The sequence below is a fragment of the Roseomonas sp. USHLN139 genome, from assembly GCF_037145735.1.
In the GTDB taxonomy this organism is placed as follows: Bacteria; Pseudomonadota; Alphaproteobacteria; order Acetobacterales; family Acetobacteraceae; genus Pseudoroseomonas.
The window spans coordinates 312,570-332,877 of record NZ_JBBCWY010000005.1 but is presented as its reverse complement, the minus strand read 5'-3'; the positions used below and the strand labels follow the sequence as shown (position 1 = coordinate 332,877).

The 20,308-nt window shown below is 72.5% G+C and carries 20 protein-coding genes; 11 read left to right on the top strand and 9 right to left on the bottom strand.

Features of this window, described 5'->3' with window-relative positions; genetic code table 11:
• Positions 1-72: 72 nt before the first annotated feature.
• The 3 genes from WFI16_RS16355 to WFI16_RS16345 are packed head-to-tail and all read left to right on the top strand — an operon-like array spanning position 73 to position 2,608.
• Positions 73-828: a GntR family transcriptional regulator gene (locus WFI16_RS16355; RefSeq protein WP_419898899.1), complete on the top strand. Its 756-nt coding sequence runs from the start codon at positions 73-75 to the stop codon at positions 826-828.
• Positions 825-1,589 (top strand): SDR family NAD(P)-dependent oxidoreductase, encoded by a 765-nt coding sequence (locus WFI16_RS16350; RefSeq protein ID WP_419898898.1) that lies wholly within the window; start codon positions 825-827, stop codon positions 1,587-1,589. The genes WFI16_RS16355 and WFI16_RS16350 overlap by 4 nt, the downstream gene beginning before the upstream one ends.
• Before the next feature lie 29 nt (positions 1,590-1,618).
• Complete coding sequence (locus tag WFI16_RS16345) at positions 1,619-2,608, top strand: Bug family tripartite tricarboxylate transporter substrate binding protein (protein WP_419898897.1); 990 nt, start codon at positions 1,619-1,621, stop codon at positions 2,606-2,608.
• Between the two features lie 86 nt (positions 2,609-2,694).
• On the opposite strand, the gene soxR is transcribed toward WFI16_RS16345, so the two are convergent.
• Complete coding sequence (gene soxR / locus WFI16_RS16340; RefSeq protein ID WP_419898896.1) at positions 2,695-3,165, bottom strand: redox-sensitive transcriptional activator SoxR; 471 nt, start codon at positions 3,163-3,165, stop codon at positions 2,695-2,697.
• A 103-nt stretch (positions 3,166-3,268) separates the two neighbouring features.
• On the opposite strand from soxR, the gene WFI16_RS16335 reads away from it, so the two are divergent.
• Together WFI16_RS16335 and WFI16_RS16330 are read left to right on the top strand one after the other, a co-directional pair.
• Positions 3,269-3,979 (top strand): SDR family NAD(P)-dependent oxidoreductase, encoded by a 711-nt coding sequence (locus WFI16_RS16335; RefSeq protein WP_419898895.1) that lies wholly within the window; start codon positions 3,269-3,271, stop codon positions 3,977-3,979.
• Between the two features lie 217 nt (positions 3,980-4,196).
• Positions 4,197-5,651, top strand: a complete 1,455-nt coding sequence (locus WFI16_RS16330; protein ID WP_419898894.1) for a hypothetical protein — start codon at positions 4,197-4,199, stop codon at positions 5,649-5,651.
• A gap of 59 nt (positions 5,652-5,710) precedes the next feature.
• On the opposite strand, the gene WFI16_RS16325 is transcribed toward WFI16_RS16330, so the two are convergent.
• From WFI16_RS16325 to WFI16_RS16310, 4 genes are all read right to left on the bottom strand, one after another.
• On the bottom strand, positions 5,711-7,210 hold the full coding sequence (locus WFI16_RS16325; RefSeq protein WP_419898893.1) for a lyase family protein: 1,500 nt from the start codon (positions 7,208-7,210) through the stop codon (positions 5,711-5,713).
• A gap of 123 nt (positions 7,211-7,333) precedes the next feature.
• Positions 7,334-8,062 carry a response regulator transcription factor gene (locus WFI16_RS16320; RefSeq protein WP_419898892.1) on the bottom strand — a complete coding sequence of 243 codons (729 nt, stop codon included), beginning with the start codon at positions 8,060-8,062 and terminating at the stop codon, positions 7,334-7,336.
• A gap of 278 nt (positions 8,063-8,340) precedes the next feature.
• Positions 8,341-8,529, bottom strand: coding sequence for a hypothetical protein (locus tag WFI16_RS16315; protein ID WP_419898891.1), 189 nt, complete (start codon positions 8,527-8,529; stop codon positions 8,341-8,343).
• A gap of 95 nt (positions 8,530-8,624) precedes the next feature.
• On the bottom strand, positions 8,625-10,688 hold the full coding sequence (locus tag WFI16_RS16310; RefSeq protein ID WP_419898890.1) for a methyl-accepting chemotaxis protein: 2,064 nt from the start codon (positions 10,686-10,688) through the stop codon (positions 8,625-8,627).
• 184 nt (positions 10,689-10,872) lie between these two features.
• Between WFI16_RS16310 and WFI16_RS16305 the strand changes: the two genes are divergently transcribed.
• From WFI16_RS16305 to rutA, 5 genes are all read left to right on the top strand, one after another.
• On the top strand, positions 10,873-11,805 hold the full coding sequence (locus WFI16_RS16305; protein WP_419898889.1) for a 2-dehydropantoate 2-reductase: 933 nt from the start codon (positions 10,873-10,875) through the stop codon (positions 11,803-11,805).
• A 63-nt stretch (positions 11,806-11,868) separates the two neighbouring features.
• Positions 11,869-12,315: a PPC domain-containing DNA-binding protein gene (locus tag WFI16_RS16300; RefSeq protein WP_419898888.1), complete on the top strand. Its 447-nt coding sequence runs from the start codon at positions 11,869-11,871 to the stop codon at positions 12,313-12,315.
• A gap of 130 nt (positions 12,316-12,445) precedes the next feature.
• Positions 12,446-13,225, top strand: a complete 780-nt coding sequence (locus WFI16_RS16295; protein WP_419898887.1) for a hypothetical protein — start codon at positions 12,446-12,448, stop codon at positions 13,223-13,225.
• A gap of 70 nt (positions 13,226-13,295) precedes the next feature.
• Positions 13,296-13,832 carry a metallophosphoesterase family protein gene (locus WFI16_RS16290; protein WP_419898886.1) on the top strand — a complete coding sequence of 179 codons (537 nt, stop codon included), beginning with the start codon at positions 13,296-13,298 and terminating at the stop codon, positions 13,830-13,832.
• 115 nt (positions 13,833-13,947) lie between these two features.
• Positions 13,948-15,039 carry a pyrimidine utilization protein A gene (gene rutA / locus WFI16_RS16285; RefSeq protein ID WP_419898885.1) on the top strand — a complete coding sequence of 364 codons (1,092 nt, stop codon included), beginning with the start codon at positions 13,948-13,950 and terminating at the stop codon, positions 15,037-15,039.
• 46 nt (positions 15,040-15,085) lie between these two features.
• On the opposite strand, the gene WFI16_RS16280 is transcribed toward rutA, so the two are convergent.
• Entirely contained in the window at positions 15,086-16,282 is a 1,197-nt protein-coding gene (locus WFI16_RS16280) for an MFS transporter (protein WP_419898884.1), read from the bottom strand.
• A 114-nt stretch (positions 16,283-16,396) separates the two neighbouring features.
• On the opposite strand from WFI16_RS16280, the gene WFI16_RS16275 reads away from it, so the two are divergent.
• Positions 16,397-17,380, top strand: coding sequence for an AraC family transcriptional regulator (locus tag WFI16_RS16275; RefSeq protein ID WP_419898883.1), 984 nt, complete (start codon positions 16,397-16,399; stop codon positions 17,378-17,380).
• A gap of 29 nt (positions 17,381-17,409) precedes the next feature.
• Here WFI16_RS16275 and WFI16_RS16270 read toward each other — a convergent pair whose 3' ends face one another.
• The 3 genes from WFI16_RS16270 to WFI16_RS16260 form a co-directional block, all read right to left on the bottom strand.
• Positions 17,410-18,105 carry an HAD family hydrolase gene (locus WFI16_RS16270; protein ID WP_419898882.1) on the bottom strand — a complete coding sequence of 232 codons (696 nt, stop codon included), beginning with the start codon at positions 18,103-18,105 and terminating at the stop codon, positions 17,410-17,412.
• A gap of 159 nt (positions 18,106-18,264) precedes the next feature.
• Entirely contained in the window at positions 18,265-19,233 is a 969-nt protein-coding gene (locus WFI16_RS16265) for a S1C family serine protease (RefSeq protein WP_419898881.1), read from the bottom strand.
• A gap of 190 nt (positions 19,234-19,423) precedes the next feature.
• Positions 19,424-20,251: an alpha/beta fold hydrolase gene (locus WFI16_RS16260; protein ID WP_419898880.1), complete on the bottom strand. Its 828-nt coding sequence runs from the start codon at positions 20,249-20,251 to the stop codon at positions 19,424-19,426.
• Positions 20,252-20,308 lie beyond the last annotated feature (57 nt).

The following is a 20,308-nucleotide window of genomic DNA, read 5'->3' as shown; positions in this document are numbered from 1 at the left end:
TGTCCGTCAATCCAGGGAATTTCGTCTGACAAAATGATTGACACCCGTCGGACGAAGCCCGAGGCTCCCGCCATGCCCGCCGCCCTGAAGCTTGCCACCATGCCTGTTTCCAGCAGCCAGAAATCCATCGCGGCGGAGCCCGAGGCGGCCGGCAGCGTGCGCGCCGCAGTGGCCTGCCAGTTGCGCGAGGCGATCGTCTCCGGCCGCTACCGCGCCGGCCAGCGCCTGCCGGAGCGCGAGCTCTGCGCCGCGACCGGTGCCGCGCGCAGCTCGGTGCGCGAGGCGCTGCGCCAGCTCGAGGCCGAGGGGCTGGTCACCATCATCCCGCATCGCGGCCCGATGGTGCGGCCGCTGCCGCTGGAGGAGGCGCGCCAGACCTATGCCGCGCGCGCCGTGCTGGAGGGATATGTCGGCAGGCTCTGCGCGCAGCGCCGCACGGCGGCGCAGCTCGCCGCGCTCGATGCCGCGATGGACGCCATGGAGGCGGCGGCGAAGACGCTCGACGGGCCGGCGGTGATCGCCGCCAATGCCGCCTTCTACGCCGCCATGACCGAGAGCGCCGGCAATGCGGTGATCGGGGCCATGCTGAGATCGATCCACAACCGCCTGGCGCTGGGCCGGCTGAGCGGGGTGCTCTGGCCCGGCCGTCTGGCCGAGAGCATGGCCGAGAACCGCGCCATCCTGGCCGCCATCCGCGCCGGCGACGCCGCCGCCGCCGAGGCGGCCTGCATCCACCATATCGAGGCCTCGGCCGCCATCGCCCTGGTCATCCTGGCCGCGCGGCATGGCCAGGACGAGGCGATCCTGCTGCAGGAACAGACGCCGTGACCCTCGACTTCACCGGCCGCGTCGTGGCCGTCACCGGCGCCGCCGCCGGCATCGGCCGCGCCGTCGCGCAATCCTTCGCCGCGCGCGGGGCGCGGGTCTTCGCCACCGACATCGATGCCGGGGGGCTGGCCGGCACGGCCGCCGGCCAGCCCGGCATCGCCACCGCGGTCGCCGATCTGCGCGACCGCGCCGCCGCCGCGCGCTGGGTCGCCGCGGTCGAGGAGGCGGCGGGCGGCGCCATCGGCGTGCTGGTGAACAATGCCGGCGGCACGCTGGGCCAGTTGCAGCGGCCGGTCGAGGCGGTGGACGATGCCGAGTGGGACGCCATCTTCGACGTCAACCTGAACGCTGCCTTCGCGCTCTGCCGCGCCGCGGCGCCGGCGATGAAGCAGGCCGGCGCCGGGCGCATCGTCAACATCAGCTCGGGCGCCGGGCTGCGCCCCTCGCGCACCGGCATCCAGGCCTATACGGCGGCCAAGCACGCGGTGATCGGCCTGACCCGGCAGCTGGCGCATGAGCTCGGCCCGCATGGCGTCACCGTCAATGCCATCGCCCCCGGCCTGATGCTGACCGGCGTGCCGGCGGTGGTGCGGCAGTGGGAAGGCTATGGCCCCGAGGGGCAGCAGCGGGTGCTGGAGAGCATCCCGCTGCGCCGCATGGGCACCGCCCAGGACATCGCCGACAGCGTGCTGTTCTTCGCCTCCGACCTCGCCCGCTTCGTCACCGGCCAGGTGCTGCCGGTCAATGGCGGCTCCTCCTGACCCGCAGCCTCTCCAAGGACCATCCGCGCATGACCCTGCTCGCTCCCCGCCGCCGCGGGCTGCTCGCCCTCGCCGCCGCCGGCCTCGCCATGCCGCAGATCAGCCGGGCGCAGTCCTGGCCGTCGCGGCCGATCCGCGTCATCGTGCCCTTCGCCACCGGCGGCGGCACCGACGTCACCATGCGGATGCTGGCGCCGAAACTGTCGGAGATCCTCGGCCAGTCGGTGGTGATCGAGAACCGCCCCGGCGCCGGCAGCACCGTCGGCACCGATTTCGTCGCCAAGTCGGCGCCCGACGGCTCGACCTTCGTCCTGGCCACGCTCTCCTCGACCGGCATCGCCGTCGGGCTCTATCCGAACCTGCCCTATGACCCGGTGAAGGACCTGGCCGCCATCGCGCCGACGGTGTTCATCCCGATCTGCCTCGGCATCACCACCAAGGGCTGGGACGTGCGCGACCTGCCCGGCTTCGTCGCCGCCCTGAAGGCCAAGCCGAACGGCTATTCCTATGGCAGCAGCGGCGTCGGCACGACCGGCCATATCGCCTCCAGCAACTTCCTGCGCCAGGTCGGCGCCCAGGCCGAGCACGTGCCCTATCGCGGCGCGGGGCAGAGCTTCACCGCCCTGGTCTCCGGCGAGACCCAGTTCACCCACGACATCCCGAGCCTGCTGAAGCCCTTCCACGAGGCCGGCACGGTGCGCTGCCTGTTCGTCAACACGCCGGAGCGCTCGCCGCTGATGCCCGACATGCCCACCGCCGCCGAGGTCGGGCTGCCGGACTACAAGGCCTATTCCTGGTACGGGCTGTTCGGCCCGGCCGGCACGCCGAAGCCGATCCAGGAGCGGCTGGCGGCGGCGGTCGACACAGCGCTGGCCGATCCGGCGATCAAGGCGCGGCTCGACGAGCTCGGCACCCCCGGCATGCGCGGCTACACCCCCGACCGCTTCGCCGCCTATGTCGCCGAGGAGGTGAAAGTCTGGTCGCCCCTGGTGAAGGCGTCCGGCGCCCGGGTGGAATAGACCCGGCAGGCCCGCCGGCGGCGGCACGGGGCGCGGCGGGCCACAGCCCCGCTGCGCCAGGGGTGCGCGAGATTCGCCGGTGACGCTCAGGCCTGCTGCGGCTGCAGCAGCCGCGGCCCGGCGCCCTCCTGCGCCAGGCGGTCGGCGGGATTGCGCAGGGGGCAGTCGGGCAGCGACAGGCAGCCGCAGCCGATGCAGCGCTCCATCTGGTCGCGCAGCTGCACCAGCCCGTCGATCCGCTGCTGCAGCATGTCGCGCCACCGGGCCGAGAGCCGTTCCCATTCGGCATGGCTCGGCGCGCGGCCCTCGGGGATCGCGCGGAAGGCCTCGCGGATCTCGGCCAGCGAGAGGCCGGCCCGCTGCGCCACGCGGATGACGGCGATGCGGCGCAGCACCTCGCGCGGGTAGCGCCGCTGGTTGCCGCCGCTGCGGCTGACGCTGATCAACCCCTTTGCCTCATAGAAATGCAGCGTCGAGACGGCGACGCCGGCGCGCCGCGCCACCTCGCCCACCGACAGCACGCCGCGCAGGCCCGCCGGCTCCCGTGTCGCGCCCATGGCTCTTGACCTCAACCTTGGTTGAGGTCCTATGGCGGTGTCGGCTTGCCCTTGCAAGCTCCCGGGCCGCCCGCCCGGGTCCCGCCGCGCGGAGCCGATGCCCATGCCTGCCGATCAACGCCTCGCCCTCGTCACCGGCGCCAATCGCGGGCTGGGCCTGGTGGTCGCCTGCGGCCTGGCGCGGCAGGGGGTGCATGTGCTGCTCGGCAGCCGCTGCCTGGAGCGTGGCCATGCCGCCGCGGCGCGGCATCAGGATGCCGGCTGGATGCAGCCGGTGCAGCTCGACGTCACCGATGACTGGTCGATCGCCGCGCTGGCGGCGCTGATCCGCCGCGAATATGGCCGCCTCGACCTCCTGGTGAACAATGCCGGCGTGCATGCGGCGCGCGATCCCGGCCTGACGCTGCGCGAGGCCTTCGAGGACAGCTTCTCCGTCAATCTGCTCGGCGTGGCCCTGGTGACGGCGGCGATGGCGCCGCTGCTGGCGCGCTCGGCCGCCGGGCGGGTGGTCAACGTCGCCGACCGCACCGCCAGCCCGGACCAGCACGCGGCCGCGCCGGGGGCGGGATGTGCCATGTATCTCGCCAGCAAGGCGGCGCTGGACGCGCTGACGCTCAGCCAGGCGCAGGCGCTGGCGCCGCAGGGCATCGCGGTGAACGCGGTCTGCCCCGGCCCGGTCGCCACCGCCGGAGCGGCCTGGGCCACCCGGCGCAGCGCCGCCGAAGGCGCGGCGGTGGTGCTGCGCCAGGCCCTGCCGGACCTGCCAGACCCGCGGCAAACCTTCACCGCGGCCGGGGAGAAACGGCCCTGGTGACGCTGCCACTCCTCTCGCTCGCGGTTTTGTCGGCCGGATTCTCGCAAACGCCAGGCCTTCAGTGAGACCGGTAACGGTTGCGCTGCAACAAGCGCGCCTCGCTGCCCGTGACGCGGAAAATCGCCAAGTGGCTTGCGCGCGAAGCTCAGTTTCGCCTGTTCGCTGCGCAGCATCTCTCGCATGGTCCGCGTTCTTTCACGGAAGCAGGAGATCGGGAATGACGCAGGGCCGGGACCACCTCCCGCAACGGGATCTGGCGACGGCACTGGCGGAAGACTCCCCTTCCCAGGCCGCGCCGGTCTTCATCGACTTCGACCATACGCTGCTGGGCGGCAACAGCACCGAGCTCTACATCCTGTCCTGCCGGCCGCACTGGATGGCGGCGACCATCGATTTCCTGGTGCGCGACCTGGTCCCCTGGCGGCTGACCGGCCTGCCGCACTGGTTCCGCCTGCGCGACTATGTCTGCTGCCTGCTGCTGATGCTGCTGATGCCCTGGACGGTGCCGGCCTGGCGCCGCCAGGCGCCGGCGCTCTTCGCGGCGCAGGCCAGCCGCAGCGTGGCCGCGGCGCTGGCGCCGATCGACGCGGCGCGCTGCGTCATCGTCAGCTTCGGCATGGCCTGGCTGATCCGGCCGATGCTGCGCGGCAGCCGATGGGAGGGCGCCGCGCTGCTGGCGACGCCGCTGAAGCCGGGCCGTCGCGCTTTCTCGCGCGGCAAGCTGGCGCTGCTGCAGGAGGCCTATGGCCGCGACGCGGTGGCTGAATCCACCGCCATCTCGGACTCGCTGGACGACCGCGACCTGCTGCTGGCGGCACGCCAGGGCATCCTGATCCGGCCGCAAGGCGAGGCGGTGGCCGCCGCCGAGCGCCGCTACTTCCCGCTCCGCTACAGCATTCGCGCCAAATACGGGCTGCTGCACATGCTGGACAAGGTGCTGCTGGTCGACTTCGCGATCCTGCTGCTCGGCACCTCGCGCGATCTCGACGACCTGATGCGGCACGCGATCAGCATCCCCTTCCTGCTGCTGTCGCTGCACTGCGTCTACGAGATGGGCTATTTCGAGAACGACATGGTGGCGGCGAAGCGCGAGGCCAAGCCGACGCTGAGCCAGGAGGCCGCCCGCTTCCGCGACTATCCGATCCAGCCGGCCGGCTGGATCTGGGCGATCGGCCTCGGCGTGGTCGGCTGCCTGACGGCGGCCCTCACCCGCTCCACCTCGAGCCTGGAGCTGCTGCCGGCGATCACCGCCTGGGTGATCCTGATGGTGCTGCTGCGGCTGGCCTTCCACTTCTACAACCAGCAGCCGGTGCAGGGGCGGCTGCCGCTCTATGCCGTGCTGCAGATGATGAAGTACCTGCCGGTTTTCTTCCTGATCCACCCGACCATGATGGGCGTGCTGCTGGCGCTGAGCCAGGTCGCCATGATGTGGATCGTCTACATCGTCTATCGCAGCGGCGGCGACCACAAGACGCTGCCGAAGGAGATGATCCGCGCGCTGTTCTGGGCGGTGGGCGCCGGGCTGCTGGCCACCACCGGGCGCTACAGCCTGTGGGGCAGCCTGCTACCGGTCGGGCTGATTGCCGCCTGGTGCGTGCTGCGCCTGGTCAAGCCCCGGCTGATGGAGCTTGCCAAGCGCCGCCCCTCGCCCGCGCTGACGCGGGCGAAGTAGAGCGTGGCGCGGTGAGGCAGCTTCCCCGGACCGTCTGACTCACCCGATCCGACGACAGGCTAGCGCGGCAGCAGCGCCGAGAAATCGGCATCCAGCCGGGCGAGTGAGGCCGCGATATGGCCGCGCCGCCCGGCGATCCAGGCCTCCTGCTCGCCCAGCGCCGTGCCGGCGGCGGCCAGCATCCGCGCCATCTCGGCCGGCTGTGGCCCGCCGCTTGTGGCGCGCGCCGCGACGATCGCCGCCGGGTCCAGCGCCGCGCGGAAGGCCGGCTCGGTGATCGGCAGCGGACCACCCTCGACCTTCATCTCGCGCAGCGTCTCGGCGTAGATGCGCTGCGCCTCGGCATAGGGAAAATCGCTCGGGCGGATGTCATGTGCCTTGGCGAAGTCGACGATCTCGGAGGCGAAGTGATGGCCGACGCGGAAGGGCAGCCGGTGCTCACGCATCAGCAGGTCGGCCAGCTCCTGGCTGGCGGTCCAGTCGCTGTTGAGCTCCTCCAGCGCGCGCTCGGGGCTGATCACCAGGGCACCCAGGATACGGTCCCATTGCTGCAGCAGCCGCACCGCGGCCCCGACCATGGCGCTGTTGTCGCGCACGCTCTTGGCATCGGCCATGCCGGGCGGGATGTTGTGCGCCTGCATCACCCGCCCCATCGCCAGCGAGATCACCGTGGACGCCTGGCTGCGCGTGTCGTTCAGCAGGCCGGGATTGCGCTTCTGCGGCATGGCGCTGGAGACATAGGTGTTGCCGCCGCCCTCCTGCAGCAGGATCCAGGGGCGTGACTGGGCGTATTGCGTCATCACGTCCTCGATGAAGCCGCCGGCATGCAGCGCGATGCCGGTGACCAGGGCGCCGGCCTCCACCGGCATCTCGGCCGAGGCGATCTGGCTGGCGTCATAGGCATTGTCCACCAGCGCAGCGAAGCCGAGATAGTCCGCCATGCGCACCCGGTTCAGCGGCCAGCCGGTGCCGTTCAGCACGGTGGTGCCCATTGGCGAGCGGTCGACGCGGGCATAGGCCTCGCGGATGCGGTCGGCGTCGCGCTGCAGCCCGGCGATATGCCCGAGCAGGTAGTGGCCGTAGCTGTTCGGCTGCGCCGCCACGCCGTTGGTGTAGTTCGGCACGATGGTGCCGGCATGGCGCTCGGCCAGGCGCAGCATGGTGGCCGTCGTCTTCCGCAGGGCCTCGGCCAGCTGCAGCAGGTCGTCGCGCAGGATGGCGGCGCGATAGGTCGCGTGCATGTCCTGGCTGGAGCGCCCGGCATGCAGCAGCGTGGCTTCCACGCCCGCCGCCTCGATCAGCAGCGGCTCGAAGGTGATCACGGTGGAGGGCCGGCGCGCGCCCGGCGCTGCCCCGGCCTTCAGCACGGCGGCCAGCCCGGCCGCGATGCGCGGCGCCAGGGCGCGGTCGAGCAGGCCCTCGCCGGTGTTGATCACCGCCGTCGCCTTGTTGATCTCGCCCAGCCAGAAGAATTCGTCCTGGCGCGGCGCCTGGGCCTGGGCACTTCCCAGCCCCGCCGTGACCAGCGCGGCCATCAGACCCGCCTTGAGCACCCGCATCGCTTCTCTCCCTGCCGGAACGGGAAGGATAGGCCGCGTGCCGACCCTGGCAACTCGTCCGGTGGTCACCACGGCCGGAGCCGGCGGCGGCAGGCGGGGCCGTAGGCGACGCTGCGGTGCGGCTCAGGCTTCCGGGAAGCCGGTGAAGACATAGCCCAGCCCGCGAATGCTGCGGATCGCCCCGCCCCGCTGCAGGCCGCCCAGCCGGCGGCGCAGGCCGAGGATGCCATTGTCCACCGCGCGGTCACCGGCCTGCCAGGAGCGGTCGAAGGCAGCGCGGGACAGCGCGTCGCGGCCGACCGGCTGCGGGCGGGCCTGGTACAGCAGGGCCAGGAGCCGCATCTCGGTCAGGCTCAGAGGCACGCCGCGGCCATCCGGCCGCCACAGCCCGCCGCTGTCAGGGTCAAAGCGCCAGCCCTGGCCGGCGGCGCCGGCCTGCACGGCCGCATGGCTCTCGGGACGGCGGCGCAGGCGCGCGCGCAGCCGCGCCACCACCTCGCGGCCGGAGATCGGCTTGAGCAGGAAGTCATCGGCACCGCTCTCCAGGCCGAGGATCCGGTCGACCTCGCTGACATTGGCGGTGATGACCAGGATCGCGGCATCGGTGGCCTGGCGCAGCTCGGGCAGGCGGGCGACCGCGTCAACCCGGCCCAGCCGCTGGTCTAGCAGGATGGCGTCGGGCGCCTCCTCCGCCAGGATGCGCTGCAGGTCCTCCCAGGAATGGCCGGAGCGGCCGCGGAAGCCGTAATGGCTGACGGTGCGGCACAGCTCCTCCGTCCAGGCGACCTCGTCATCGACAACCACGACGAGGGGATCCCGCGACGGTGCCGTATCGCTGGCGGGCGGCGTCATGAGGGAGCCTCCCGCCCGGCTCGCCATGCGCGGGCAGCGGCCCTCCCGGACCTTCCCGCCTCGGCAGGATGCGGCGTCCCATAGGGTAACATCATAGGACGATGGGACAGTACGGCCCGATAAGCAACGCGGGATGCAGGCACGAGGGCGCGAAAGGGCTCTTTCTGCCCTTCTTCCGATTATGGTCCTGGTGGTGGGGTGACCCCGGGCGCCGGGCCGCGCAGGAGGATGCTCAGCCTCCGCCCGTCCGTCGCGGCGTCAGGCCTGGCTGCCGGGCGTCAGCCCGGGCTGCGCGGCCGCGCAGGGGGCGCAACCGGGGGAATGGCCAGCAAGGGCAGCGGGACCCGCGGCGGCTGCCCGGCGCGGGCGGCCGGGTCCTGCGCGAAGCTGCGCCGCCACCACCCCGCCGGCTCCGCCCGCTCGGGGATGGCGAAGGGCACCGGGCGCGGCGCGTCGTGGCGGGTCATGGCGGCGGTCTCTGCTGAGGATGGCAGAAGCCTCAACCGCCGCCCGGACGAAAGGTTGCAGGGGCCGGCGATATTCGTCCGGCCCCGCTGGTGCCTCAGGCGGCCCGCACCTCGGTGACGAAGGTGCCGACGCGCTCGGTGAGCTGCTCCGACTGGCGCGCCAGCTCCGAGGCGGCGGCCAGCACCTGGTTCGCCGCCGTGCCGGTCTCGGTCGAGCCCTCGCTCACCGCCGCGATATTGGCGCTGACCTGCCCGGTCGCCTCGGCCGTGTGCTGCACCGTCCGCGCGATCTCGCTGGTGGCGCTGCTCTGCTCCTCCACCGCCGCCGCGATCGCCACCGCGATGCTGCTGACCTCGCCGATGGTGCGCGAGATGGCGCCGATCGCCGTCACCGCCTCCCCCGTCGCCAGCTGGATCTGGCCGATCTGGCTGCTGATCTCCTCCGTCGCCCGCGCCGTCTGCCCGGCCAGCGACTTCACCTCGGAGGCGACGACGGCAAAGCCCTTGCCGGCCTCGCCCGCCCGCGCCGCCTCGATCGTCGCGTTCAGCGCCAGCAGGTTGGTCTGCCCGGCGATGTCGCTGATCAGCTTGACCACATCGCCGATCTTCTGCGCGCCGACCGCCAGCACCTGCACCACGCCATCGGTGCGCTGCGCATCCTCGACCGCCCGGCTGGCCACCGCGGTCGCCTGGCCGACCTGCCGGCTGATCTCCTGGATCGAGGCCGCCAGCTCCTCCGCCGCCGCCGCCACCGTCTGCACGCCGCTGCTGGCCTCGCCCGCCGCGCCCACCACCGTGCCGGCCTGGCGGTTGGTCATCGCCGCCGTCTCGCTCATCGCCCGCGCCGTCGCCTCCAGCTCCGACGAGGCCGAGGAGACGATCGAGGTCATCTCGCCGACCCGCCCCTCAAAGTCGCGCACCAGCGCCTCCAGATGCTGCGCGCGGCGGGCGCGCTCGGCCTGGGCGCGCGCCGCGGCCTCCTCCATCCGGCGGCGCTCCACCGAATTGGCCCGCAGCACCTCCACCGCCTCCGCCATCTCGCCCACCTCGTCGGCCCGCCCGCGATGCGGCACCGCGATCTCCAGCTCGCCCGCCGCGATCCGCCCGACGCCCGCGGTCAGCTGCCGCACCGGCGCCACCAGCCGCTTCAGGAGGAGGAAGACGGACAGGACCGCCGCGCCCCCGACCAGCAGCGCCATGGCCAGGGCGCCGCAGAAGACGAAGAGCGCGCGGTCGGAGGCCGCGTCGGTGAGGGCGATGGCATCGTCCAGCGCCGCGTCGCGCAGCGCCAGGATCTCCGCCTGGGACTTGACCGACCAGGGGCGGAACTCGGCGACGGTGGTGCCCCAGTCGGCCTTGCCCTCGATCAGCGCGGTGCGGCCCAGCGCCACCATCTGCCGCCAGCGCGGCTCGAGCTCGGCCTGGATGGCGCGCTGCGCCACCACCGCCTGCTGCAGCCGCTCCGCCTGCGGCAGCTGGGCGACCAGCCGCTGCGCGGCGGCCCAGGCCTGCTCCATCCGGCCGCTGAACAGCAGCATGTCGTCATAGCTCTGCGGCGTCACCGCCAGCCCGCCGATCCAGGCGGTGACCGGCACGCTGCGGCGGCCGATGAAGTCGCGGAAATCCATCGCGGCGCTGGCCACCTCGACCATCAGCGCGGCGCCGGGGGCGGTGGCGGTGACGCGGTCGGCCGCCTCGCTGGCCAGGCGGCGCAGCGCCTCGACCGACTGGTTGCGGGTCTCCTGCGTCAGGTTCGGCAGGGTGGCGTCGCGCTGCTCGAGCGGCTTGGCCATCTCGGCATGCGCGCGGGTGCGCACCTGCTGGATGCGCGCCAGCGTCTCGCGCACCGGGTCTGCCTGGAAGCCGGCCCCGGCCGCCGTCGCCGCCGCTGCCTGCAGCCGGCGGTCGGTCTGCACCGCGGCCGCGCGCAGCACATCGAGCTGGGCAACCGGCATCCGCAGGTTGGAGGCGAAGGCGCCGACCTCAACGGCGATGGCGGTCTGCGCGCGCTGCGCGTCGCTCACCGCATTGGTCGCCGACTGTGCCGCCTCGGCGCGCTGCCAGGCGGAGAAGGCATTGGAGGAGAGCCAGAGCGAAGCGCCCGCGCCCGGAACTGCCACGCCGCAGAAACAGGCCAGCAGAAAGCTACGGATACGCATGCGGCAGGTCCCCGGAATTCGTTGTCGGTCGCTGCCTGTGCGCCGTTTTAATTGCCCAAATCTTAATCCGGCCGAACGGGAATTGATCATGACCGAATGGTCATTCGGTCGTTGCGCATCCTCGTTGACAAGCCGCCGGGGCGGGGCCGAACTGCGGGATGAGGCAGCAAGACGGGGTCGCGGCGTGACAAGAATCCTGGTGCTCGGCGCCGGCGGCATCGGTGGCTATTTCGGCGGGCGGCTGGTGCAGGCGGGGGAGGATGTCACCTTCCTGCTGCGCCCGGCACGGCAGGCGGCGCTGGCCCAGGGGCTGCGGCTGCAGAGCCCCTTCGGCGACGCCACCCTGCCGCTGCGCAGCATCACCGCCGAGAGCCCGCCGGACGCCTTCGACCTCGTGCTGCTGACCTGCAAGGCCTATGACCTGGAAGCGGCGATCGCCGCCGTCGCCCCGCGCCTCGCCCCGGGCGGCGCCGTGCTGCCGCTGCTGAACGGCATCGCCCATCTGGAGCGGCTGAACGAAGTCTTCGGCGCGGCGCGGGTGCTGGGCGGCACCGCTCGCATCCAGGCGACCCGCACCGCGGACGGCGCCATCCGCCAGTTCAACGACTGGCGCTTCCTCACCATCGGCGAGCAGGACGGGCGGATGTCGGACCGCGTCACCGGTTTCGCCGCGCTGTTCGACGAGGCGGTCGGCGCCGAATGCGAGGCGGTGCCCGACATCCTGCAGCGCATGTGGGAGAAGCTGGTGCATCTCGCCACCGCGGCCGCCATGACCTGCCTGATGCGCGCCCATGTCGGCGAGATCCTGGCCGCCGAGGACGGCGCGGCCCTGTTCGTTGAGACGCTGCAGCAGAGCGCCGCCATCGCCGCGGCCGCCGGCCATCCGCCGGGCGACGCCTTCATGGCCAGCTACGCGGCGATCTTCGCCGATCGGCGCTCGCAGTATGCGACCTCGATGCTGCGCGATGTCGAGCGGGGCGGGCCGACCGAGGCCGAGCACATCATCGGCTTCATGCATCGCCGCGCCCTGGCCGCCGGGATCGCCGCGCCGGTGCTGCGCCTGGCGCTGGCGCATCTGCAGGCCTATGCCGCGCGGCGCGAGGGCGGGCGGCTGTAGCGGCGCGGCTTGCATCCGCCGCGCCGCCAGGCAGGATCGGCGCGGAACCCGGCGGAGCCGATGATGACCGAGCAGAAGCGCTATGTCCCGACGCCCTCGGGCTTCCTGATGGTGCTGCGCCAGGGCGACGACCTGTTCGCCCAGCTGACCGCCCTGGCCCAGGCCGAGGCGATTCCCGCCGCCACGCTGAGCGGCTTCGGCTTCGCCGGCCAGGTCACCTTCGGCTTCTTCGATGCCGGCACCGCGCAGTACCGGCCGCGCGCCTGGCAGGATGTCGAGATCGCCAGCCTGACCGGCAGCCTGGCCTGGCGCGACGGCCAGCCCTCGCTGCACGCGCATGGCGTCGCCGCCGGGGCCGATTTCGGCTGCTTCGGCGGGCATCTGCTGGGGCTCGTGGTGGGGCGCGGCTCGCTGGAGCTCACCGTTAGCCTGCTGCCGGCCTGGCTGGAACGCGCCGTCGAGCCGGCCATCGGTGCCCCGGTGCTGCAGCTCGGCACCCAGCCGGGCTGAAGCCCGGCCCGCGGCCGGGATCACCGCCGGCCACCTCCGCTTTCGTCACGCGAAAGTGGCATGGCGGAGGCTTGTCGCTGCGCCATCCAGGCGGGATGGCGGGGAGACGCTGCCGGAGTAGCCCGTCCCGATGCCCTACCGCCCTTCCCTGCCCCTCCCCCGCCGCCGCGCCCTGCTGGCCGCCACGCTGCTGCCCGGACTGATGACGGCCCTGCTGCCCGGCGCCGGTCAGGCCATGCCGCTGGAGCTGCCGCCCGCCAGCATCCCCCGCCTGGCCGAGCAGGCGCAATCGGCCGCCGGCTTCGCCCCCGCCGGCTGGATCCTGGAGGACCAGGCGAGCGGCGACCTCAATGGCGATGGCCGCGCCGACCTGGTCATGGTGTTCCGCGGTCAGGATCCGGCCCTGGTGCTCGAGAACGAGGCGGGGCTGGGCGAGCGCCGGCTGGACAGCAATCCGCGCCTCCTGGCCATCGCCTTCGCCGAGCCCAGCGGCGGCTTTCGCCTGGCCGCGCAGGATGCCGCGCTGATCGGCCGGCGCAGCGACCCGGTCCTCACCGACCCTTATGAGCCGAAGGGCATCAGCGTGGCGCGCGGGGCCTTCCGGCTGCAGCTCGGCCGCTTCGCCAGCGTCGGCTCCTGGGGCGCCGAGCGCCGCACCTTCACCTTCCGCTGGCAGGACGGGCGCTTCGTGCTGATCGGCTACGACCAGTTCTCCATGCAGCGCAACAGCGGCGCCACCGAGGAGCTCAGCGTCAACTACGCCACCGGCCGCGCCAGCATCGAGACCGGCAACAACGAGAGCACGGCCACCCGCAAGCGCTGGGTCACCCTGACGCAGCAGCCGCTGCGGCCGCTGACGCAGATCGGCCGCGGCCTGGATTTCCGCCACGGCGTGCCCGGGGTCGAGTGAGCCGCCATCCGGTGGATGCCCCTTCTCCCGCGGCGATGAGGCGGCTCCGGGCAAGGACGGGAGGCGCGGCATGACCGTCTTCTTCACCGCCGACACGCATTTCGGCCATGGCGGGGCGCGCGGCCTCTATCGCCGCCCCTTCGCCGATCTGGCGGCGATGGACGAGGCCCTGGTCGCCCACTGGAACGCGGTGGTGCGGCCGGACGACACCGTCTGGCATCTCGGCGATCTGGCCCTCGGCCGCGCGGCCCGGCCCGAGGCGGCCGCCGCCCTGCTCGACCGGCTGGCCGGCCGCAAGCACCTGGTCACCGGCAACAACGACCCCGAAGCCGTGCAGCGCCTGCCCGGCTGGGAAAGCGTGCAGGCCTATGCCGAGCTGCGGCTCGACGGGCTGCTGCTGGTGCTCTGCCACTATGCCTTCCGCAGCTGGCGCGACATGGGGCGCGGCGCCTGGAACCTGCATGGCCACAGCCATGGCCGGCTGAAGCCGCTGCCGCGCCAGGCCGATGTCGGGGTGGATGTCTGGGATTTCCGCCCGGTGACGCTGGAGCGGATCCTCGCCGCGCGCGGCCGGCGGGCGGTTGGCGAAGCCGCGCCGCCCGGCTAGGCTCGGCGCCGAGGTCGCGCCAGTCACCCGCGAGGCGCCGACGGCCCGCCGGTCCCGCTGCGGAAGACCCGGGCCGAACGGTGCCCACGGCGACCCTCACGCCCAAGGACCCGCCATGCAAATCGGCGTCTTCATTCCCATTGGCAACAATGGCTGGCTGATCTCGTCCAACGCGCCGCAATACGCGCCGAGCTTCGCGCTCAACAAGGCCGTCGCGCAGAAGGCGGAGCAGTATGGCTTCGACTTCCTGCTGTCGATGATCAAGCTGCGCGGCTTCGGCGGCGCCACCGGCTTCTGGGACCAGAACCTGGAATCCTTCACGCTGATGGCCGGCCTCGCCGCCGTCACCAGCCGCATCAAGCTCTTCGCCACGGCGGCGACGCTGGTGCTGCCGCCGGCGATCATGGCGCGCATGGCGATCACCATCGACAGCATCGCCCCCGGCCGCTTCGGCGTGAACCTGATCACCGGCTGGCAGCGGCCGGAATATTCCCAGATGGGCCTCTGGCCGGGCGACGAACATTTCGCCCGCCGCTACGACCAGCTCGACGAATATGCCACCATCATCCGCGAGCTCTGGTCGACCGGCAGATCGGATTTCCGCGGCGAATTCTACCGGATGGAGGATTGCCGCCTGGCGCCGCTGCCCGCGCAGCCGATCGAGGTGGTCTGCGCCGGGCAGAGCGCCGCCGGCCTCGACTTCATGGCGCGCCATGCCGACTACAATTTCTGCATCGGCCAGGGGCAGAACACGCCGAAGGCGGTGGCCGCCATGACCGGGCGGGTGCAGGCCGCCGCCGCCCGGACCGGGCGGGAGGTCTCGTCCTTCGCCCTGTTCATGGTCATCGCCGCCGAGACCGACGAGGCCGCCCAGGCGCGCTGGGATCACTACCAGGCCGGCGCCGACCGCGAGGCCATCGCCTGGATGGCCGACCAGACCTCGGCCGACCGGCGCTCCGGCGACGACACCAATGTGCGCGGCTATGCCCTGCCGGAGGGCGCGATCAACCTGAACATCGGCCGCCTCATCGGCTCCTACGCGACCGTCGCCGCGCTGCTCGACGAGCTGGAGGACGTGCCCGGCATCGGCGGCGTCATGCTGACCTTCGACGATTTCGTCGAGGGCATCGAGGCCTTCGGCCAGCGCATCCAGCCGCTGATGAAGAGCCGCCGCGCCGTGGTGGAAGGCCTCGCCGCCGCCGCCTGACCGGCGGCGACGGCTGAGGACTGAAGCCGAGGACTTTGGCGGGAGGTCAGCGCGGTGCGCGGACCCCCGTCGCCACCAGCAGGGCCGCGGCCAGCAGCAGCGTGCCGCCGCCGGCGAAGACGCTGCCGATGCCGCCCAGCTGATAGGCCAGCCCGCCCAGCGCGGCGCCGCCGGCGATCGCCAGCTGCACGGCGGCGACGATCAGCCCGCCGCCGCTCTCGGCCTCGTCCGGCACGGCGCGGGCCAGCCAGGTCGACCAGCCCACCGGCACGCCGCCGAAGCCCAGGCCCCAGAGCGCCACCAGCACGGCATGCAGCGCCATCCCGTTCGGCAGCAGCAGCAGGGCCAGTGCCGCGCCGCCGATCACCAGCGGCATCAGGGTCAGCGTCAGCCTGATGCTCCGCTGCAGCAGCAGGCCGGCCAGCAGCGTGCCGGTGAAATTGGCCAGGCCGAAGGCCAGCAGCAGCAGCGCCATGCCGCCGACATCGACGCCGCTCACCTGCTCCAGGAAGGGCCGGATATAGGTGAACAGGGCGAAATGCCCGCCGAAGACCAGGATGGTGCAGAGGATGCCGACCCCGACATTCGGCCGCCGCAGCACCGCCACCAGGGTCGAGAGCCGCGCCACCCCCTGCGGCGGCAGGCGCGGCAGCGTGGCGAGCTGCGCCAGCAGCCCGACGACGCTGAGCGCCGCCGCGACATGGAAGACAGTGCGCCAGCCATAGAGCCCGCCCAGGAAGCTGCCCAGCGGGGCTGCGGCGATGGTCGCGACCGAGACGCCGCTGAACACCAGGGACAGCGCCCGCGGCACCTGCGCGGGCGGCACCAGCCGCATCGCCGTCGCCGCCGCCATGCTCCAGAAGCCGCCCAGCGCGATGCCGAGCAGCACGCGGGCCAGCAGCAGCACGGTCAGGTCGGGCGCCAGGGCGACCAGCAGGTTCGAGGCGGTCAACAGGACAGAGAAGAACAGCAGCACCAGCCGGCGGTCGATGCCGCGGGTGGCCACCGCCGTCAGCAGGCCGGAGGCCAGGGCGACGGCGGCGGTGACGGTCACCGCCTGGCCGGCCAGGCCCTCGGCGAGCCCCAGGCTTTGCGCCATCGGCGTCAGCAGGCTGGCCGGCAGGAATTCCGCCGTGACCAGGCCGAAGACGCCGAGCGTCAGGGAAAAGACCGCGGGCCAGGCGGCGGGGGCCGCGGCCGCGGGCGGGGCGATGGGCAAGGCCACCGATGCCGCGTCGTGCATGAAAGATCCTTTGGTCGATCCGGGAGGTCGGGCCGGAAGCTAGGGTGGAAATCCCGGACGATCCATGCCAGATCATCCGCGTCTTTTGACCGAAACGCCGGAACTGCCGCCACCATGGACCGCCCCGCCCCCGACCTGATGAGCGAGCTGCTGCAGGGCATGCGGCTGCGCGGCATCCAGCACCGCCGCATCCGCCTGCCCGCGCCCTTCTGCCTGGATTTCCCGGATGATCCCGGCCGCGCCCAGTTCCATTTCATCGCCGGCGGCGAGGTCGTGCTGCAAAGCGGGGATGGCACCAGCCATACCCTGGCCCCTGGTGCCGCCGTGCTGCTGCCGCATGGCTGCGGCCACCGCCTGGTCTCGCCGGGGCAGCCGGCCAGCCCCCTCGCCTGCCGCGACATCCGCACGCTGGCGGCCGCCCCGCTCTGCGAGGATGTCGCCGCGATCGATTCCTGTCCCGGCCAGGCCTGCGGAGCGCTGCTGTTCAGCAGCTGCATGGAGCTGGAGCTGGGCGCCATGCAGGGGCTGGTGCGGCTGATGCCGCCGGTGATGCTGGTGACCACCCTGCTCGACCGGCAGCCGGAGCTGCTGCCGATCCTCACCGCCATGGAGGCCGAGGCGCGGGCGCAGCGCCTGGGCCATGCCGCCATCCTGGCGCGGCTGGCCGATGTGGTGGCGGCGACCATCCTGCGCGGCTGGGTGGAGAGCGGCTGCGGCCAGGCCTCGGGCCTCGCCGAGGCGATGCGCGATCCCCGCCTGGCCCGCGCGCTGGCCGCCCTGCACCGCGAGCCTGGCCGTGCCTGGACGGTCGCCGAGCTCGCCGCCGAGATGGGCAGTTCCCGCTCGATCTTCGCCGAGCGTTTCCAGGCGGTGACCGGTATCAGCCCGCTGCGCTATGTCACCGAGCTGCGCATGCGCCTCGCCCAGCAATGGATCGGCCGCGAGCGGCTGCCGATCGAGCAGGTGGCCTCGCGCCTCGGCTATGCCTCCCAGGCCGCCTTCAGCCGCGCCTTCAAGCGGGTCACCGGCCAGCCGCCCGGAGCGGTCCGCAGCGCCGCCCGGCGCTCGGCGCGGCGGGCGGAGACCGGCCTGGGCTGAGCCGGACGGCGCCGTCGTCCCCTGCCCGGCTAGCCCAGGCTGTCGATCCAGGCCGGCAATTCAGCCAGGCAGGCAAGCTCGCGGAAGCGCGGATGCGCGTCCGGGACCGCTGCCGCCTCATGGCTCCAGGCCTGCTGCTGCGGCACGAAGGCCGCCCAGGCGCCGGCCTCCAGCGCCGGCAGGATGTCGGAGCGCAGGGAATCGCCCGCCATCACCGCCCGCTCCGGCGCCACCTGGTAGCGGGCGAAGAGGCGGCGGAAGGTCTCGGCCTTTTTGTCGCTGACGATCTCGACACCCGAGAAATGCCCGCCGAGGCCGGAGGCGGCCAGCTTGGCCTCCTGGTGCAGCAGGTCGCCCTTGGTCACCAGCACCAGGCGGCCGCGTTGCGCGAGCGCCTGCAGCGTCTCCTCGATGCCGTCGAACAGCTGAACGGGATGCTTCAGCAGGATCTTGCCCGCCGCCAGGATCTGCTGCACCGCCGCGACGGGCAGCCGGTCGCCGCCGAGTTCCAGCGCCGTCTCGATCATCGACAGCGTGAAGCCCTTGGCGCCATAGCCGTAGAGCGCCAGGTTGCGGATCTCGCAGGCTTCCAGCGCCTCGCGGGCGATCCGCGCCTGCACGAAGGGCTGCAGGATGGCCAGCAGCGCCGCCTCGGTCGCCTGGAAGTGGCGCATGTTGTGCCAGAGCGTGTCGTCGGCATCGAGGCAGATGAGGTCGATCGGCATGCCGCCTTGTAGAGCGCGTGGGCCTCGAAGGAAATCATCCGCCCGCCCCGCCAGGGGCGATGCCGCTTCCCTGCCTTCCCCTGAGGACTATGGCGGGGCCTGTCCCGCGGCCAGGCGGGCCGGGCCTCGCCATGGCCCCTCCGCCCCAGCGCGGTCCCGTCAGTGCAGCCGGCGCGACTTCAGGAAAAGGTTGCGGTCCCCCGAGGTGACGGTGACCTCGAAGCGGTCGCCATCCCGGTCCAGCACCAGCGGCACATCGACCCCGGCCGGGCCGAGCGACCAGAGGGCGCGGAAGAAGCTCGCCTCGTCGACCACCGGCTGGCGGTCGACCGCCAGCACGATATCGCCCCGCTTCAGCCCGGCCCGGGCGGCGGGGCCCTTCCTGCTGACGCCGATCAGCACCAGCCGCCCTTCCTCCGCCGTGGCCGAGACGCCGAGCCAGGGCCGCGGCGGCGCGCTCGGCCGCCCCTGCGCCAGCATCTCCGGCAGGATCGGCTTCAGCAGGTCGGTCGGCACGCTCATGTTCAGCACACGGACCTTGCCGTCGCCGGGATCGTGGCCGAGCTGGATCGAGCCGATGCCCATCAGCTCGCCGCGCGGCCCGATGATGGCGCCGCCGCCCCAGAGCGGATGCGCCGGCGCGGTATAGATCGCGTCGTCCAGCAGGTATTCCCAGTAGCCGGCGAAGGGCTGGCGCGCGACGACCCGCCCGGCCAGGGCCCCGGCGCGGCCGCCGGCCCCGGCGAAGACGATGCCATCGCCCGGCTGCAGCGTGCTGGAGGCGCCAAGCGGCAGGGCGGGCAGGTCGAGCCGCCCCAGCGCCTGCACCAGGCCGAAGCCGGTGACCTGGTCGAAGCCCACGACATGGCCCGGCACGGCCCGGCCGTCAGCGGTGGTCAGCCAGACCTCCTCCGCCTCGGTCACCAGGTAGCCGATGGTCAGCAGCAGGCCATCCTCGCGGAACTGCACGGCGCTGCCCAGGCGCTCCATGCCCAACGTCTCCGCCGTGAAGGCGTCCTCGGGGATGCGGGTGCGCAGCGTCACCACCGCGCTCAGGGCACGGTCGAGATCATAGTCGTAATCGTCAGGCTGCGGCTGCAGGGCGGCCGGCACTGTCCTGTCCTCCATGCTTCCCTCCGTCGCGGCGGCGGCCCTGCGGATCGGGGCGGCGCGGGGGAAGTCTAGCCTCCTTCGCCGCCCCGGACAGGCGAAATCCGGCGGCGAGGACAATGGCGGGGTCCAGGACGGCCGCCGCCCCTGGGGCCCCGGTGCCAGACGGGCACCGGGGCCTGCGGGACGGCCGCGCGTGGCCGCCGTCTCAGCCGCGGATGAAGGCCAGCAGATCCGCGTTGATGATGTCGGCATGGGTGGTCGCCATGCCGTGCGGCAGGCCGGGATAGGTCTTCAGGGTGCCGTGCTTCAGCAGCTTGATCGCCAGATGCGCCGAATCCTCGATCGGCACGATTTGGTCGTCCTCGCCATGCATCACCAGCACGGGCACCTCGATCCGCTTCAGATCCTCGGTGAAGTCGGTTTCCGAGAAGGCCTTGACGCAATCGTAATGCGCCTTGGCGCCGCCCATCATGCCCTGCCGCCACCAGTTGTCGACCACCCCGGGAATGGTGGCGACGCCCGGACGGTTGAAGCCGTAGAAGGGCCCGGCCGGCACCTCGCGGAAGAACTGCGCCCGGTTGTCGGCCACCGCCTTGCGGAAGCCGTCGAAGACCTCGAGCGGCAGGCCGCCGGGATTGGCCTCGGTCTTCAGCATGATGGGCGGCACCGCGCCGACCAGCACCGCCTTGGACACGCGCCCCTCGCCGCCATACTGCGCGACGTAGCGCGCGACCTCGCCGCCGCCGGTCGAATGGCCGACATGCACCGCCCCCTTCAGATCCAGATGGCGCGCCAGGGCCGCGACATCCGCGGCATAGGTGTCCATCTCGTTGCCCGTCGTGGTCTGGGTCGAGCGGCCATGGCCCCGCCGGTCATGGGCGATGACGCGATAGCCCTGGTTCAGGAAGAAGATCATCTGGGCATCCCAGTCGTCCGCGCTCAGCGGCCAGCCGTGATGGAAGACGATCGGCTGGCCGGTCCCCCAGTCCTTGTAGAAGATCCGGGTGCCGTCCTGGGTGGTGATGCTGTCCATTGAAACGCATCCTTCATGCTGTGCCCCCGCCGTACGGGCGCGGCGGGGGCTGTGACG